This window comes from Corynebacterium sp. MSK006 (assembly GCF_030232385.1).
GTDB classification, from domain to species: Bacteria; Actinomycetota; Actinomycetes; order Mycobacteriales; family Mycobacteriaceae; genus Corynebacterium; species Corynebacterium frankenforstense_A.
This window is the reverse complement of the sequence record NZ_JASPJZ010000012.1, coordinates 18,283-33,583: the sequence shown is the minus strand read 5'-3', so window position 1 is coordinate 33,583 and position 15,301 is coordinate 18,283. Positions and strand designations below refer to the sequence as shown.

11 protein-coding genes are annotated in these 15,301 nt (G+C 70.6%); 5 read left to right on the top strand and 6 right to left on the bottom strand.

Annotated elements, in window-relative coordinates:
* Positions 1-68: 68 nt before the first annotated feature.
* The gene (gene ilvA / locus QQA02_RS07950) at positions 69-1,364 is read right to left on the bottom strand and encodes a threonine ammonia-lyase IlvA (RefSeq protein WP_284864026.1); all 1,296 of its coding nucleotides are present in this window, start codon (positions 1,362-1,364) and stop codon (positions 69-71) included.
* A gap of 271 nt (positions 1,365-1,635) precedes the next feature.
* Between ilvA and QQA02_RS07945 the strand changes: the two genes are divergently transcribed.
* Positions 1,636-2,178: a hypothetical protein gene (locus QQA02_RS07945; RefSeq protein WP_284773141.1), complete on the top strand. Its 543-nt coding sequence runs from the start codon at positions 1,636-1,638 to the stop codon at positions 2,176-2,178.
* Between the two features lie 249 nt (positions 2,179-2,427).
* On the opposite strand, the gene QQA02_RS07940 is transcribed toward QQA02_RS07945, so the two are convergent.
* Positions 2,428-3,627, bottom strand: coding sequence for a cobalamin-independent methionine synthase II family protein (locus QQA02_RS07940; RefSeq protein WP_284864024.1), 1,200 nt, complete (start codon positions 3,625-3,627; stop codon positions 2,428-2,430).
* Between the two features lie 233 nt (positions 3,628-3,860).
* Here QQA02_RS07940 and phoA point away from each other — a divergent pair, with 233 nt between their 5' ends.
* Positions 3,861-5,450, top strand: coding sequence for an alkaline phosphatase (phoA, locus tag QQA02_RS07935; RefSeq protein WP_284864022.1), 1,590 nt, complete (start codon positions 3,861-3,863; stop codon positions 5,448-5,450).
* A 307-nt stretch (positions 5,451-5,757) separates the two neighbouring features.
* On the opposite strand, the gene dnaE is transcribed toward phoA, so the two are convergent.
* Positions 5,758-9,324, bottom strand: coding sequence for a DNA polymerase III subunit alpha (gene dnaE, locus QQA02_RS07930; protein WP_284864020.1), 3,567 nt, complete (start codon positions 9,322-9,324; stop codon positions 5,758-5,760).
* Between the two features lie 40 nt (positions 9,325-9,364).
* Here dnaE and rarD point away from each other — a divergent pair, with 40 nt between their 5' ends.
* Positions 9,365-10,279, top strand: coding sequence for an EamA family transporter RarD (gene rarD, locus QQA02_RS07925; RefSeq protein WP_284864018.1), 915 nt, complete (start codon positions 9,365-9,367; stop codon positions 10,277-10,279).
* A gap of 260 nt (positions 10,280-10,539) precedes the next feature.
* Positions 10,540-11,805: an HNH endonuclease signature motif containing protein gene (locus QQA02_RS07920; protein WP_284864015.1), complete on the top strand. Its 1,266-nt coding sequence runs from the start codon at positions 10,540-10,542 to the stop codon at positions 11,803-11,805.
* Between the two features lie 362 nt (positions 11,806-12,167).
* On the opposite strand, the gene QQA02_RS07915 is transcribed toward QQA02_RS07920, so the two are convergent.
* Genes QQA02_RS07915 through lspA form a run of 3 tightly spaced genes read right to left on the bottom strand, consistent with a single transcriptional unit; the run spans position 12,168 to position 14,216 of the window.
* Positions 12,168-12,698 (bottom strand): hypothetical protein, encoded by a 531-nt coding sequence (locus QQA02_RS07915; RefSeq protein ID WP_284773134.1) that lies wholly within the window; start codon positions 12,696-12,698, stop codon positions 12,168-12,170.
* Positions 12,695-13,621, bottom strand: a complete 927-nt coding sequence (locus tag QQA02_RS07910; protein WP_284864013.1) for an RluA family pseudouridine synthase — start codon at positions 13,619-13,621, stop codon at positions 12,695-12,697. The genes QQA02_RS07915 and QQA02_RS07910 overlap by 4 nt, the downstream gene beginning before the upstream one ends.
* Complete coding sequence (gene lspA / locus QQA02_RS07905) at positions 13,614-14,216, bottom strand: signal peptidase II (protein ID WP_336620394.1); 603 nt, start codon at positions 14,214-14,216, stop codon at positions 13,614-13,616. The genes QQA02_RS07910 and lspA overlap by 8 nt, the downstream gene beginning before the upstream one ends.
* Before the next feature lie 111 nt (positions 14,217-14,327).
* Between lspA and QQA02_RS07900 the strand changes: the two genes are divergently transcribed.
* Positions 14,328-15,290 carry a hypothetical protein gene (locus QQA02_RS07900; protein ID WP_284773130.1) on the top strand — a complete coding sequence of 321 codons (963 nt, stop codon included), beginning with the start codon at positions 14,328-14,330 and terminating at the stop codon, positions 15,288-15,290.
* Positions 15,291-15,301 lie beyond the last annotated feature (11 nt).

The following is a 15,301-nucleotide window of genomic DNA, read 5'->3' as shown; positions in this document are numbered from 1 at the left end:
CCTCCCCCGTGAGAGGCGCGCCCGATCAGGTCACTGGTCCGAGCCCAGTCGGGAGCCGGCGCCCCTCCCTAGATGAGGAAGGAGTACTCCGGGGTGCCCGGGTGGAGCTGCTGGCAGTCGAGCGGGGATTCGGCCATGCGCTCAAGCAGGCCCTCCAGGTCCGAGGCCCGGCCCAGCTCCAGGCCGACGAGGGCCGCGCCAGTGTCGCGGTTGTTGCGTTTGAGGTACTCGAACCGGGTGATGTCGTCGTCCGGGCCGAGGATCTCGTTGAGGAAGTGACGCAGCTGGCCGGGCTCCTGCGGGAAGTTGACCAGGAAGTAGTGGCGCAGGCCGCGGTGCACCAGCGAGCGCTCCATGACCTCGTTGTAGCGCAGGACGTCGTTGTTGCCGCCGGAGATGATGCAGACCACGGTCGCACCCGGGGCGACGTCGACGGTCTTGAGGGCTGCCACCGACAGCGCGCCGGCGGGCTCGGCGATGATGCCCTCGTTCTGGTAGAGGTCCAGCATCTCGGTGCACACCGCACCCTCGGAGACGTCGGTGACGTGCACGCGGGAGAGGTTGCGCTCGACGATGTCGTAGTTGATGTCGCCGATGCGCTTGACGGCCGCGCCGTCGACGAAGGGGTCGACGGTCTCGAGGGCGACCGGGTGGCCGGCGGCCAGGGCCGCGGTCAGGCTGGCCGCCCCGGAGGGCTCGACGGCCACCACGCCGGTGCGCGGGGACATGTCGGCCAGGTAGCTGGTCACGCCGGCGAGCAGACCCGCGCCGCCGACCGGCACGTAGATGGTGTCCAGGGTCCTGCCCTGGGCGGAGAGCTGCGAGAGGATCTCGGCGGCGACGGTGCCCTGCCCGATGACGGTGTCACGGGCGGCGAAGGGCTCGACCATCACGGCGCCGCGCTCGGCGGCGTCGGCGCGCGCGGCGTCGGCGGCCTCGTCGAAGTTGTTGCCGGTGACCACCAGCTCCACGGCGTCGCCGCCGTGGACGCGGATCCGGTCGCGCTTCTGCTTCGGGGTCTGGACCGGCACGAAGATCTTGCCGCGGATGCCCAGCGCCTTGCAGGCGTAGGCGACACCCTGGGCGTGGTTGCCGGCCGAGGCGGCGACGATGCCGGCACTGCGGTCCTCGGGGCTGAGCTGGCTGACGGCGTTGTAGGCGCCACGGATCTTGTAGCTGCGCACGTCCTGCAGGTCCTCGCGCTTGAGGAAGACCTGGGCGCCGACGGCCTCCGACAGGCGCGGGCAGTACTGCAGCGGGGTCGGGGCGATGACCGCGGAGATGCGCGCCTGGGCCTGCTGAATGTCGGCCGCGTGAACGGGGTCGAAGGCCGGGGTCTCGTCGGTGGTGCGCGTCTCAGTCATGGAGGAGATTCTAACCTCGCCTCCCGCGCACGGGGGGGGTCGCAGGCCCGCCTTAAGTTCCCGGGGGATCGTTTCCGCAGGATCGTTTCCCTGCGAACAAACTTTCCTGTTTATGACTTAGGAGGATCCTGGTAGAGTGCTTCTCCGGAACCCGCCCCGGCGCCCGTGTCCGGCGCTCCCGGCGGCACCGCCCGCGGCCCCCGCAGGCCGAGCCGGAACCCGCGTCACCGCAGAAGCCGGCGAACACGACACTTCGAGAGGAACCACCACCGTGAAGAACTTCCGCCGCCGCACCGGCCTCGCGCTGGCCACCGCCGCAATGACCGCCTGCTCGCTGCTCAGCCCCGTCGCCGCTAACGCGCAGAGCTCCGTCGAGGAGACCGCCGCCTCGACGACGGCCCCGGCCGACAACAACTCCTCCAGCACCGAGGACAAGAAGACCGGCGAGCCGACCCCGTCCGCCACCGCGACGGACACCAACTCCAGCACCAACGGCTCCAGCGCCTCGGAGACCCTTTTCGAGGCGTTCCCCGAGTTCAAGGAGTTCTGCGCCTCGGACAAGAAGGCGGAGGAGTACCCGAAGGACTTCACGATCGAGGTCAAGGGCGACAAGCTGGGCTACGAGGCCGCCAAGTCCAAGTGCTCCTACGGCAACCAGCCCGCGTGGGCCTACCCCAACCAGGAGTTCAACAAGGGCCTGGCCATATTCAACACCGTCCTGGCCGTCCTGGCCGCCGTGGCCGGTGTCGTCGGGTTCATCTTCAAGATCAACCCGAACCTGATCAACGACATCCAGGGCGCCCTGCGCTTCTAAGGAACCCCGGGCCGCGGGCGCACCCCGCCGGCCCCGGCGCACAGCACACAGACGCGAGAAAGGCGCGGAGCGAAACGCTCCGCGCCTTTCTGCTGCGTGCGTCAGGCGGCGCAACCGGTGCACGCCCGTCCAAGCCATGGACCGGCGCCACCCGCGCGAAGCGCCAGCTTCGCGCCCCGCCCCCGCCCCGCGCCCGAGCGCGACAATCAGTACCCGGGCGACCGACGGGACGTCGGCAATTGAGGGGCCCTAGAGCTCCTCGGAGGCGATGCGCGCGCCCTCGACCAGGGACTCCAGCTTCGCCCACGCGATCTGGCGGTGCAGGCGCCCGCCGAGGCCGCAGTCGGTGGAGGCGATGACGCGCTCCGGGCCGACGAGCTCGGCGAACTTCAGGATGCGGTCGGCGACCAGGCGCGGGTGCTCGACGGCGTTCATCGAGTGCGAGACGACACCCGGATAGATCAGGGTGTTCTCGGGGAGCTCGTGGTCCTGCCAGACGCGCCACTCGTGGGCGTGGCGCGGCGAGGCGCCCTCGAAGGAGAAGCCGCCGACCTTGGCGCGCAGGATCTCGTCGATGATGTCCGCGAACGGCACGTCCGTGGTGTGCGGGCCGTGCCAGGAGCCCCAGCAGATGTGCAGGCGGGTCTGCTCGACGGGCAGGCCGGCCAGGGCGTCGTTGATGGCGTCGATGCGGATGCGCAGCCAGGCGCGGTAGTCCTCGATGGACGGCTCCGGGTTGATCTGGTCCCAGGCCTCGGCCAGGTCCGGCGCGTCGAGCTGCACGGTGAAGCCGGCGTCGGTGATGGCCTTGTACTCCTCGTGCAGTGCGGCCGCGCAGGCGTTGACCACGGCGGTGTCGTCGCCGTAGTGCTCGTCCTTCAGGCGCGCGGCGGCACCCGGGGAGATCGCGGCGATGAAGCCGGCCTGGGCACCCGCGGCGTCGACGGCGTGGCGCAGCAGGGCGGTGTCGCGGGCGACCTCCTCGCCGCCGGCGTAGGTGATCTCACCGGTGAACTTGGGGTTTCCCACCTTGGCGCGGCCGGTGAGGATGCCGGAGTCCGGGTCCGAGTAGGCCTCGCTGAAGCGGGCGCGGTCGCGGCGGTCGGCGAAGCTGGTCAGCTTGATGTTGCCCGGGGTGGAGCGCACGACGTCCTGGTTGGCCCAGCGGTCCTCCTCGGTCATGGTCAGGCCGCCGAGGCGGGAGAAGATGTAGTTCCACCAGGCGCCGTAGTCGACGGCACCGGAGGTGATGTGGCCGTACTCGCCGTCGTTGACGATGTCGATGCCCAGCTCGACCTGGCGGGCGACGACCTCGTCGACGGAGGCCTGCAGGATCTCCCGGAACTCCTCGTCGCCGATCTCGCCGGCGTGGCGGCGGTTGTTCGCCTCCAGCAGCTGCGGGGTGCGCGGCAGCGAGCCGACGTGGGTGGTGCGGATGCGCGTGGTCAAGGGCCAGTTCCTCTCGGTCTCGGGTGCGGGCGATTGACGACGTCCCGGTGGGCGCCGTGGGTGCCGCAGGTTACGCAGTCACAGTGTAGCCGTGAAGTTCACGGGCTTTTCAATTTACTTTCAGTAAGCGTTCACAGCGCAGGTTCATCGTGTAACAAGGCAGAAGACCGGGTGCACCCGCTGCGCCCAGCCCGTGCCGAGAATTCCAGACGCTTTATCGAACGGGAGCACAAGTGAAGCACAAGACCCTGCGCACGACCCTCGCCGGCCTGTCGGCCGCCGCCCTGGCCGTGACCCTGACCGCCTGCGCGGACGACTCCGGCTCCTCGGAGGCCTCCGGCGCCCAGGTCGCGGAGACCCGCGAGGGCGAGGCCGGTGACCTGCTCGCCGACCGCTCCGCCAACGGCGACATCGCCACCCACGGCGGTGCGCGCCGCATCGACGGCGACCAGGCCGCCATGCTGCAGAAGGCGATCGAGAAGTCGGACGCCAAGAACGTCATCCTGCTCATCGGCGACGGCATGGGCGACTCCGAGATCACCGTGGCCCGCAACTACGCCGAGGGCGCCGGCGGCGACTTCGCCGGCATCGACACCCTGCCCGTGACCGGCCAGTACACCCACTACTCGCTGAACAAGGACGACAAGACGCCGAGCTACGTCACCGACTCGGCGGCCTCCGGCTCCGCGTGGGCTACCGGCACCAAGACCTTCAACGGCGCCATCTCCGTCGACGCCGACAACAAGCCGCAGGCCAACCTGCTGGAGATCGCCAAGGCCAACGGCCTGGGCACCGGCAACGTCTCCACCGCCGAGATCCAGGACGCCACCCCGGCCGTCCAGCTGGCGCACGTGGAGAAGCGCAAGTGCTACGGCCCGGAGGACACCGAGAAGTGCGGTGACGACCTGCTGGACAAGGCTGGCCGCGGCTCCATCTCCGAGCAGCTGCTCAACACCCGCGCCGACGTCGTGCTCGGCGGCGGCTCCGAGAGCTTCGACCAGAAGGCCAAGGCCGGCGAGTGGGAGGGCAAGACCCTCCGCGAGCAGGCCGAGGAGCGCGGCTACCAGCTGCCGACCAACGCCGAGGAGCTCGACAAGATCACCGAGGCCAACCAGGACTCCCCGGTTCTGGGCCTGTTCTCCGAGGGCAACATGCCCGTGCGCTGGGAGGGCCCGAAGGCCGAGAAGGAGGGCTACCTCGACGAGGCCGCCAAGTGCACCGACAACCCGGAGCGCACCGAGGACATCCCGAAGCTGGCCGACATGACCTCCAAGGCCATCGACCTGCTCAAGGACAACGAGAACGGCTTCTTCCTGCAGGTCGAGGGCGCCAGCATCGACAAGCAGGACCACGCCGCCAACCCCTGCGGCCAGATCGGTGAGACCGTCGACCTGGACGAGGCCGTCCAGGAGGCCCTGAACTTCGCGGCCGAGGACGGCGAGACCCTCGTCGTCGTCACCGCCGACCACGCCCACACCAGCCAGGTCATCGGCAACGTCTCCGAGGAGGACATCAAGGAGATGGCCGAGGAGTCCGGCAAGTCCGAGGAGGAGGTCCGCGCCGCGGTCTACCCGGGCCTGTCGCGCAAGCTCGTCACCAAGGACGGCGCCGAGATGACCGTCGGCTACGCCACCAGCGAGAACATGGACGTCACCGACCAGTCGCACACCGGCGCCCAGCTGCGCATCGCCGCCTTCGGCCCCGGCGCCGCGAACGTGACCGGCCTGACCGACCAGACCGACCTCTTCTTCACGGTCCGCGACGCGCTGGGCCTCGACGAGTCGAAGTTCGACGTCAACGCCGAGCCCGACACCAGCAAGTAGGCACGCAGGCACAGGTCACCCGGGCGGGCGGCGGGCCCAGCGCACCAGCGCCGGCAGCGGGCAGCACACCAGCTGACCGGACCGCGGCGGGACATCCCCGCCGCTCCCACTCCCCCGGCGCGCTGACCTGAGGATCTGAGAACCCGAAAGCCTGAAAGCGGGCGCCCCACACGGGGCGCCCGCTTTCTGCGGTTCCCGGGGCTGCCACACCGAGGTGCAGCGCAGGCGCCGGCACTTGCGCGCAGCAGCGCCCAACCCGAAGGGAACCGCGCACGGGGACCGACGGGACGTCGGCAATTGAGGGGCGTCAGCCCAGGATGCCGGGGCCCATCGACGCCTTGAGGTCGCCCATCAGGGAGGAGGAGCGCTCGACGCGGAGGTGCTCGTCAAGCACCATCAGCTGGCTGTCCGAGCCGTTGGTCAGGTTGAGGTAGACGTCGCTGTCGCCGGGGTTGCGCTGCAGCACGTGCTTGAGCTTGGCGATGTTGGTCAGGGTGCACTGGTCGGTGCGCATCGTCAGGCGCAGCGGCAGGCCGCGGCCGTTGCCGGCGCCGAGGTCCGGGACCTTCAGGTCGTCGCAGAAGAGGCTCATGCGGTCGTCGCGCACGTTGACGTGCACGCGGGCGAGTATGATGTTGTCCTCGACGATCTGCGGGGCCACCAGCGAGTAGACCTTGTTGAACACCAGGATCTCCGCCGAGGCGCCGTTGTGGTCCTCCACCGTGACGATCGCCCAGGGCGAGCCGTCCTTCTTGGAGAAGCGCCGGTCCACAGCCGAGATGATGCCGCCGATGACCAGCTCCTGGCGGTCGTGGACGTCGCCGGAGATGATCTTCGTGATCGGGGTGTCCGTCTGCGCGTTGAGCGCCTCCTCGAAGCCGTCGAGCGGGTGACCCGAGACGTAGAGGCCGAGCATCTCGCGCTCCAGAGCGAGCTTGTGCTTGCGGTCCCACTCCTCGTCGGGGACGTCCACGGCGAAGACGTTGTCCACCGCCGAGGCCTCCTCCCCGCCGCCGAGGCCCGCGAAGAGGTCGAACTGGCCGCGGTCGGCCGCCTTCTTCGTGGAGGTCACCGCGTCAACGGCGTCCTCGTGGATCAGCGCCAGGCCCTTGCGCGGCAGGTCCATCGAGTCGAAGGCGCCAGCCTTGATCAGGGACTCCGTGACGCGCTTGTTGCAGGCGACGAGGTCGATCTTCTCCAGGTAGTCGGAGAAGTCCCGGTAGGCGCCCTTCTCCTGGCGGGCGCGCACGATGCCGGCGACGACGTCGTGGCCGACGTTGCGGATCGCGCCCAGGCCGAAGCGGATGTCCTCGCCGACGGCCATGAAGTCGTCCTCGGACTCGTTGACGTCCGGGGAGAGCACGCGGATGCCCAGGTGGCGGCAGTCCGAGAGGTATAGCGCCGACTTGTCCTTGTTGCTGGCCACCGAGGACAGCAGCGCGGCCATGTACTCGGCGGTGTAGTTCGCCTTCAGGTAGGCCGTCCAGTAGCTGACCAGGCCGTAGCCCGCGGCGTGGGACTTGTTGAACGCGTAGGAGGCGAACGGCTCGATGGTGCCCCACAGCGCGTCGATGGCGTCCTTGGAGTAGCCGTTGTCCTTCATGCCGCCGGCGAACTTCTCGTACTGCTTCGCCAGGACCTCGGGCTTCTTCTTGCCCATGGCCTTACGGAAGTTGTCGGCCTCGCCGGCGGTGTAGTTGGCCACCTTCTGCGAGATACGCATGATCTGCTCCTGGTAGACGATCAGACCGTAGGTCTCCTCCAGGATGTCGTGCAGCGGCTCCTCCAGCTCCGGGTGGATCGGGGTCATCGGCTTACGGCCGTTCTTGCGGTCGGCGTAGTCGAAGTGGGCGTTGACGCCCATCGGGCCCGGACGGTAGAGGGCCAGGGAGGCGACGATGTCCTTGAAGCCCGTCGGCTTCATGCGCTTGAGCAGCTCCTGCATGCCGCCGCCGTCGAGCTGGAAGATGCCGAGGGTGTCGCCGCGGCCGAGCAGCTCGTAGACCTTCGGGTCGTCGGTGACCAGCTCCTCGAGGTGGATCTCCTCGCCGCGGTTCTTCTTGATGTTCTCCACGGCGTCGCCCAGCACGGTCAGGTTGCGCAGGCCCAGAAAGTCCATCTTCAGCAGGCCGATGGCCTCGCAGGCCGGGTAGTCCCAGCCGGTGATGATCGCCCCGTCCGCGGGCCGCTTCCACATCGGGATGTGGTCCATCAGCGGCACCGAGGCCATGATCACCGCGCAGGCGTGGACGCCGGCCTGGCGGACCACGCCCTCCAGGCCGAGGGCCGTGTCATAGATCTTGCGCACGTCCGGGTCGGACTCGATGAGGCTGCGCACCTCGCCGGCCTCGGCGTAGCGGTTGTGCTCCGGGTCGGTGATGCCGTGCAGCGGGATGTCCTTGGCCATGATCGCCGGCGGCAGGGCCTTGGTGATGCGGTCGGCCATCTGGTAGCCGGGCTGGCCGAACTGCACGCGGGCGGAGTCCTTCAGCGCCTGCTTGGTCTTGACGGTGCCGAAGGTGATCACCTGGGCGATCTTGTCCGCGCCCCAGCGGTCGGCGGCGTAGCGGATCATCTCCTCGCGGCGGCGGTCGTCGAAGTCGATGTCGATATCCGGTGCGGAGGGGCGCTCCGGGTTGAGGAATCGCTCGAAGAGGAGGTCGTGCTCCATCGGGTCGATGTTGGTGATGGTCAGCGCGTAGGCGACCAGGGAGCCGGCGGCCGAGCCACGACCCGGCCCGACGCGGATGCCGACCTTGCGGGCGTGCTTGATCAGCTCGGCGACGATGAGGAAGTAGGACGGGTAGCCCTTCATGTCGATGACGCCGATCTCGTACTTGGCGCGCTCGGTGTACTTCTCGGGCACCTCGCCGTCCGGGAAACGGTTGGCCAGCCCGCGCATGACCTCCTCGGTCAGCCAGGAGGTCGGGGTGTAGCCCTCCGGGACGTCGGCGATCGGCATGCGGTCGTGGGGGTGCTTCTCCCACAGCTCCGAGTAGTCGCCGACGCGCTCGGCGATCCAGAGGGTGTTGTCGCAGCCGTCCGGCACGATGTCGTCGAACATCTCGCGCATCTGTTCGGCGGACTTCAGGTAGTACTCGGGGCCGTTGAACTTGAAGCGGTCCGGGTCGTGCAGGGTCTTGCCGGTCTGGACGCAGAGCATGGCCTCGTGGGGGCCGGCCTGGGACTGCAGCACGTAGTGGCAGTCGTTGGTCACCAGCGGCGGCAGGTTGAGCTTGCGGCCGACCTCGAGGAGCTCGCGGCGCACGCGCTGCTCGATGTCGAGGTCGTGGTCCATCAGCTCGAGGAAGAAGTTGTCCTTGCCGTAGATGTCCTGCCACTTGGCGGCGGCCTCGACGGCGGCGTCGAACTGGCCGAGGCGCAGGTGGGTCTGCACGTCGCCGGAGGGGCAGCCGGTGGTGGCGATGATGCCCTCGGCGTGCTCGGCGATCAGGTCGGCGTCCATGCGCGGCCATTTGCCCAGCTGACCTTCGTAGGAGGCCAGCGAGGAGAGCTTGAAGAGGTTGTGCAGGCCGGTGGCGTTCTCGGCGAGCATGGTCTGGTGCAGGTAGGCGCCGGAGGCGGAGACGTCGTCGGACTTCTGGTGCGGCTCGCCCCAGCGGATGCGCTTCTTGTTGAAGCGGCTCTCGGGCGCCATGTAGGTCTCGATGCCGATGATCGGCTTGATGCCGGCCTTGGTCATGGTCCGGTAGAAGTTGTCGGTGCCGAACATGTTGCCGTGGTCGGTGATGCCGACGGCGGGCATGCCCTGGCGGACGGCCTCCTCGGCGAGCATGTCCACCTTCGCCATGCCGTCGAGCATGGAGTATTCGGTGTGGTTGTGCAGGTGGACGAAGCCCGATTTTTTGACCATGGCAGCCAGTGTATCGATGCGCGCAAGTACGATCACGGCCATGCTCTTCGGTGTCCTGGCCTACCTGTTGTGGGGCGTTTTCCCGGCCTTCTTCCCGCTGCTGCTGCCCGCCGGTCCGCTGGAGATTCTGGCCCACCGCATCGTGTGGACGGCGCTGCTGATGGTCGTGGTGCTCGCGGTGACGCGCGGGTGGCGCGAGCTGCGCGCGGCCGGGCGGGCGCAGTGGGCGCGCATGGCGCTGGCGGGCGTGGTCGTGGCCGGCAACTGGCTGATCTACGTCGTCGCGGTCAACTCGGGCCACGTCGCCGACGCGGCGCTGGGCTACTTCATCAACCCGATCGTCAGTGTGCTGCTCGGCGTGCTCTTCCTCAACGAGCGGCTGCGCCCGGCGCAGACGGCGGCGGTGGGCATCGCGGCGGTGGGCGTGGTGTGGCTGGCGGTGCTCAGCGAGCAGCCGCCGGTGATGGGCGTGGGCCTGGCACTGACTTTCGGCTGCTACGGGCTGCTCAAGAAGAAGGTGACGGTGTCCTCGGCGGCGTCCCTGACGGCGGAGACGCTGGTGCTCACGCCGGTGGCGGCGGTGTATCTGGCGGTGCTCGCCGTGGGCGGGCAGGCGACGTTCGGCAACGCGGGTGCGACGAATGCGGCGTTGCTGGCGGTCTCCGGCGTGGTGACGGCGCTGCCGCTGCTGCTCTTCGGCGCGGCGGCGCACCGCCTGCCCCTGGCGACGATCGGCATGCTGCAGTTCCTCACGCCGACGATGCAGATGCTGTGGGCGCTGTTCGTGGTCGACGAGCAGCTCAGCCCGGCGCGCTGGGCGGGCTTCGTGATCATCTGGGTGGCCGTCGCCGTATTCATTGCGGACATCGCGCGCACCGCCCGTCGCGCCCGACGCGCCCGCTGTGCGGGCGCCGCCCCGATTGACGACGCCCCGCGTGGCGACGCTGCGGGTTAGACACCCGTCTCCTCGTCCCCCCCGTGTCCTCACCCCGCCGCGGCCCTGCCGCCGCTCTCCTGCTTCCCTTTATCTCCGGAGCACACCGGATTCCGGGCCTCCGAGCTCCGTCGATCCGCCTCGCGGATTCCCGGGCCCTTAGCTGAGACAGCCGGGCTGCGCCACTGCGGGGCGGGCCGGGGTGTGGATGCCCGGGGGTGTTCCACAGCCGGGCGGCCGTGCTCTCGCGGAGCGGGGCGGCGGCCGGGATGCTGGGGGCCATGAACCCGCTCGACCAATTCATCGAAGTCTCCGGCCGGGGCATCGCCGTAGCCGAGGCCGCCGCCGGGCTGAGCCGGCACCGACTCATCGATCTCGGCGTCGTGCCGGCGGACGCGCAGAAGATCGCCCGCGTCTCCGCGATCTACTTCCCCGCCAACCGCACCACGTCCCCGGCGATCGCCGCGGCCCACGAGAACCGCCACTCGCTGGCCACCCTCGACATGATCGAGAACTACGCACGCAAAGTCACCGACCAGCGCCGTGCCTGGGGCTTCCGCAGGCGGGCCTGCGGCACGGCCGGCGACCACCAGGCCGTCAAGGAGGCCTGCGAGCGTCTGCTCCTCGAGTTCAACGGGCCGGAGGCCCCGGAACCGGAGCGGCGGGCGTCGCTGCGCCTGATCAACTCGAAGACGCGCGGCCCCGGGCTCATCTTCCACGGTTCCTCCACCCAGGTCTCCACGATCTACCGGGCCGCCTTCGAGCAGGCCCGGCAGAACCTCGCCCGGGCCGCCGCCCAGGATGACGCCGAGTCGGATGGCCGGTCCGACGTCCAGACGGATCTCCACGGCGCTGCCGACGCCGTCACCGGCGGCCGGCCGGCACCGCAGCCGGGTACGCAGGCCGACGGGCAGGACGGCGCCCGGATCGACCGGTTCGATCTCGGCGAGGCCTTCGCCGAGGTGCTCGCCCGGGGTGTCCCGGAGACTGTCTATCACGCGGGGGTCGGCATCGTGCTTGACGAGTACACGCAGGTCCTCGCCGGCGACGGCGACGACGTCCAGCTGCTCGCCTCCGACGGCGCCCGGATGACCGGCTCCGAGTTCGTCCGGCTCATGCTCCGGGACCGCGCGGTGGTCGACCGGGCCGTGCTGGTCCACCCGGTCAAGGGGCCGGTCGACCTCTACCGGTTGGAGCGTTTCGCCTCGCCCAAGCAGCGCGAGATCCTCCAGCAGGTCTACGGGGTCTGCGCCCACCCGGAGTGCAACCGGCCGGGCACCTACAGCGAGGCGCACCACAAGGGCAGCTTCGCCCGCGGCGGGATGACCAACCTGGACAACCTGCTGCTGCTCTGCCCTTGGCACAACGCCGCCAACGACGACGACCCGGACGCCCCCGCCCGGCACGGCCGCATCGAGTCCGACGGGCTCGACGTCTACCGGCGGCTGCCGGGCGGGAGGCGGCAGCGGGACCACACGCCGACGATGGCACGGCGCATCCTGAACGCCCACGCCGAGGCCAGCGCCGCCGCCTGCCCCGGCGCCTGACCCGGCGCCGGCCCCGAGCCGGCCGCACCCCGCGCGCGCCCCGAGCCAGCCGCGCCCCGCGCGCGACGCACCGAGCCGAGTCGGCCACACGGCCCCGCGCTCCACGCGCCCCTGCATATATCGCGGGGAGACACCCGGACCGGTTCCTCCACGAGGGGGGGGAGGAACCGGGAATCCGGCATGCCCGACGCCACCGGCCCTCCCCACACGCCGGAGCAGGCCGGGCCTCGGCGTGCCCGGAGTCAGTGCGCAACCGCACGGAGCTGCGCCACAGCCAGCAGGGGGAGCGCTGTCAGCACAGCGTGGTCAGCACAGCGTGGTCAGCACAGCGTAGTCAGCGCGGCACAGTGAACGCGGCTCAGTCAGTCCAGTACGACGGGGCGCACGCCGGTGCGGCCCCACGCCGCATCGGAGGGCAGGGCCTCGACCACCGCGACGTCGTCAATCTGGGTGAGCGCACGCAACGCAGAACCGGAGTCGTAGGCGACGACGCCGTCGAGGCGGTCGGCCTCGAACGGGGCGCGGGCCAGCTCGCGGGCGAAGACGTCGGCGCGGGTGGCACCGGCGACGGGTTCGGGAATCTGGATCAGGCCGGCCTCGTGGGCCACGACCGCCGAGACCCGCCCCAGGCCGCGCGTCGCCTCGTCCGCGGCCTCGGTGTCCAGCGGCGCGGCGAAGGTCACGAGGGCCCACACGGGCTGGTCGGCGGGGGCCTCGGCGAGCGAGTCGGCGGCACGCGAGCGGTAGTCCGCCACGGACTCGTGGGAGTCCATGCCCAGCTGGTCGCCGTTGACGGGGTCCGGGCGGTCGGTCAGGTCCGAACGCGACGCCAGCAGCACCACCGCCAGGGCGATCAGCGCCAGCACCGCCGCCGCGACGACGCCCCGCCTCACCGCCGGACCATCTCCAGCGCCCGCGAGAGGTCCTCCGGGTAGGGCGCGGTGATCTCCATGCGGCGGCCGTCGGCCGGGTGGTCGAAGCCCAGGCACACCGCGTGCAGCCACTGGTGGTTCAGGCCGAGGCGCTCAGCGAGCCTCGGGTCGCCGCCGTACATCGGGTCGCCCACGCACGGGTGGCGCAACGCGGACATGTGCACGCGGATCTGGTGCGTGCGGCCCGTCTCCAGGTGCACCTCCAGCAGCGTCGCCTCGGGGAAGGCCTCCAGGGTCTTGTAGTGCGTGACCGCCGGCTTGCCGTCGGAGACCACCGCGAAGCGCCAGCCGGCCTTCGGGTGGCGGCCGATCGGCGCGTCGACCGTGCCGTTGAACGGGTCCGGGTGGCCCTGCACCAGCGCGTGGTAGGTCTTGGAGACCGTGCGCTCGCGGAAGGCACGCTTGAGCACCGAGTAGCCGCGCTCACTGGCGGCCACGACCATCACCCCGGAGGTGCCCACGTCCAGGCGCTGGACGATGCCCTTGCGCTCCGGCGGGCCCGAGGTGGAGATGCGGAAGCCCGCCGCGGCCAGCCCGCCGGTGACGGTGGGCCCGTCCCAGCCGACCGTCGGGTGCGCGGCCACGCCCACCGGCTTGTTGACGGCGATGACGTCCGCGTCCGAGTACAGGATGTCCATGCCCTCGACCTCGCGCGGCGTCTCGGCCTCCAGCGGGCGCGCCGGCTCCGGGAGGGTGACCTCCAGCCAGGCACCCTCCGCCAGGCGCGCGGACTTGCCCACGGGCGAATTTTCGACGAGCACGTCACCGTCCTCCGCCAATTGTGCGGCGACGGCGCGTGAGACGCCGAAGAGGCGGGCGACGCCGGCGTCGGCGCGCATGCCGGCCAGGCCCTCGGGGACGGGAAGTTGGCGGACCTCACGCACGGGCGGGCTCCTCTCCCTCGGCGTCGGTTTCTGCGGCGGTGGCGGCAGTGGCTGCGCCGGCGGCGGTGGCGCCCGCGTCCGGTGCACCGGTCTCGCCGGACCCCGCATCGGTCTCCCCCGCGTCGGCCTCGTCGTCGCCCGGCTGCTCGCCGGCCTGCTCGCCGAAGAACATGCCCAGCACGAAGACGACCACCCCGACCGTGATCGCGGAGTCGGCGAGGTTGAACACGGCGAAGTTGCCCACGGAGATGAAGTCGACGACGTGGCCGACGAAGAACGCGGGCTCGCGGAAGAGCCGGTCGACGAGGTTGCCGGCCGCTCCCCCGGCGATCAGGGCCAGCCCCACCGCGGTCCACCGGTCATGCACCCGCGGCGCGGCGGCGGCCACACCGACGACGAACGCGATCTGGATGCAGGTGAACAGCCACGTCGAGTCGCTGCCCATGGAGAAGGCCGCGCCGGAGTTGAACAGGAGCGTGAAGCGGAACCAGTCGCCGATCACCGCCACCGGCTGCCCGGGTTCCAGCCACCCGAGCATCAGCGTCTTGACCGACTGGTCGACCACGGCGACGGCGACCACCACCGCGGCCATCATGGCGGGGTATCCGCCCCCGTTCTCTCTCGGCTTCGTACTCACGCGACCATTATCACCGCCGCGGTGCGCCCGTGGCCAACCGCACCCGGCACGCACGGTAAATTAGTCACCGTGTCTGAAACCCCTCGACCGCAATTCCCGCGCCGGCGCGCCCTGCTCGCCCTGGCGGCGTCGCTGAGCCTCGCCCTGGTCGGCTGCGGCTCGGAGGCGGGTCTGCCCGACGACGACACCCGCACCGAGCAGGCCGTCGGCCTCGAGGTCGACCCCGTGCGCGTCACCGTCCAGGACGCCGGCGCCGAGCCGCGCGCCAACCTGGAGTTCCGGGACGTCGACAATCCGGCGCAGGAGACGACGGCGACGGTCGCACGCGGCTTCGCGCAGTCCGTCGCCCCCGCGGAAAAGGCCGACCCGGCCGCGCCCGCCGCGCCGGAGAGCCTCGACGCACCGGGGCTGAAGGCGACCTCGCTGCCGCTCACCGCCGCGACCACGGAGGCCGCCGCGGAGGACAACGGCACCCGGCGCGTCCAGTTCCGCCTCGGCGAGACCGACGACCTGCCCGGCGCGGCCGGTTTCGAGGCCGGCTGGACCGCGGAGGCCTCCGGCAAGGTCTCCACCGTGCGTCTCGCCCCGCCCGTCGACGCCGACGACGACACCCGCGCCGCCGCCGAGGACGCCGTGATGGGCATCGCCTCGCTGCCGGTCGTCTTCCCCGCCGACCCCGTCGGCCCCGGCGCGTCCTGGACCGTCGACTCGCGGGTGACCGGCCAGTCGACGCTGCTGCAGACGACGACCTACACGCTGGACAACGTCGACGGCGACCGTGTCGAGCTGTCCGTGGCCGTCCAACAGCGCCCGGCGGTCGGCGCGCTCGACATGTCCGGGGTGCCCGACGCCCCCGACGGCGAGCTGCGGGTGCTGCACTCCACCACGTCCTCGCGCGGTTCGCTGAACGTCGACCTGACCCGGCCGCTGCCGGTGGCCGGCACGGTCGCGGCGACCACCCGCGTGACCTACGGCGGCGACGGCGACAACCGCGTCATGCAGGACACCACCACCGCCCTCTCCTTCGGCTAGAACGGCAGGAA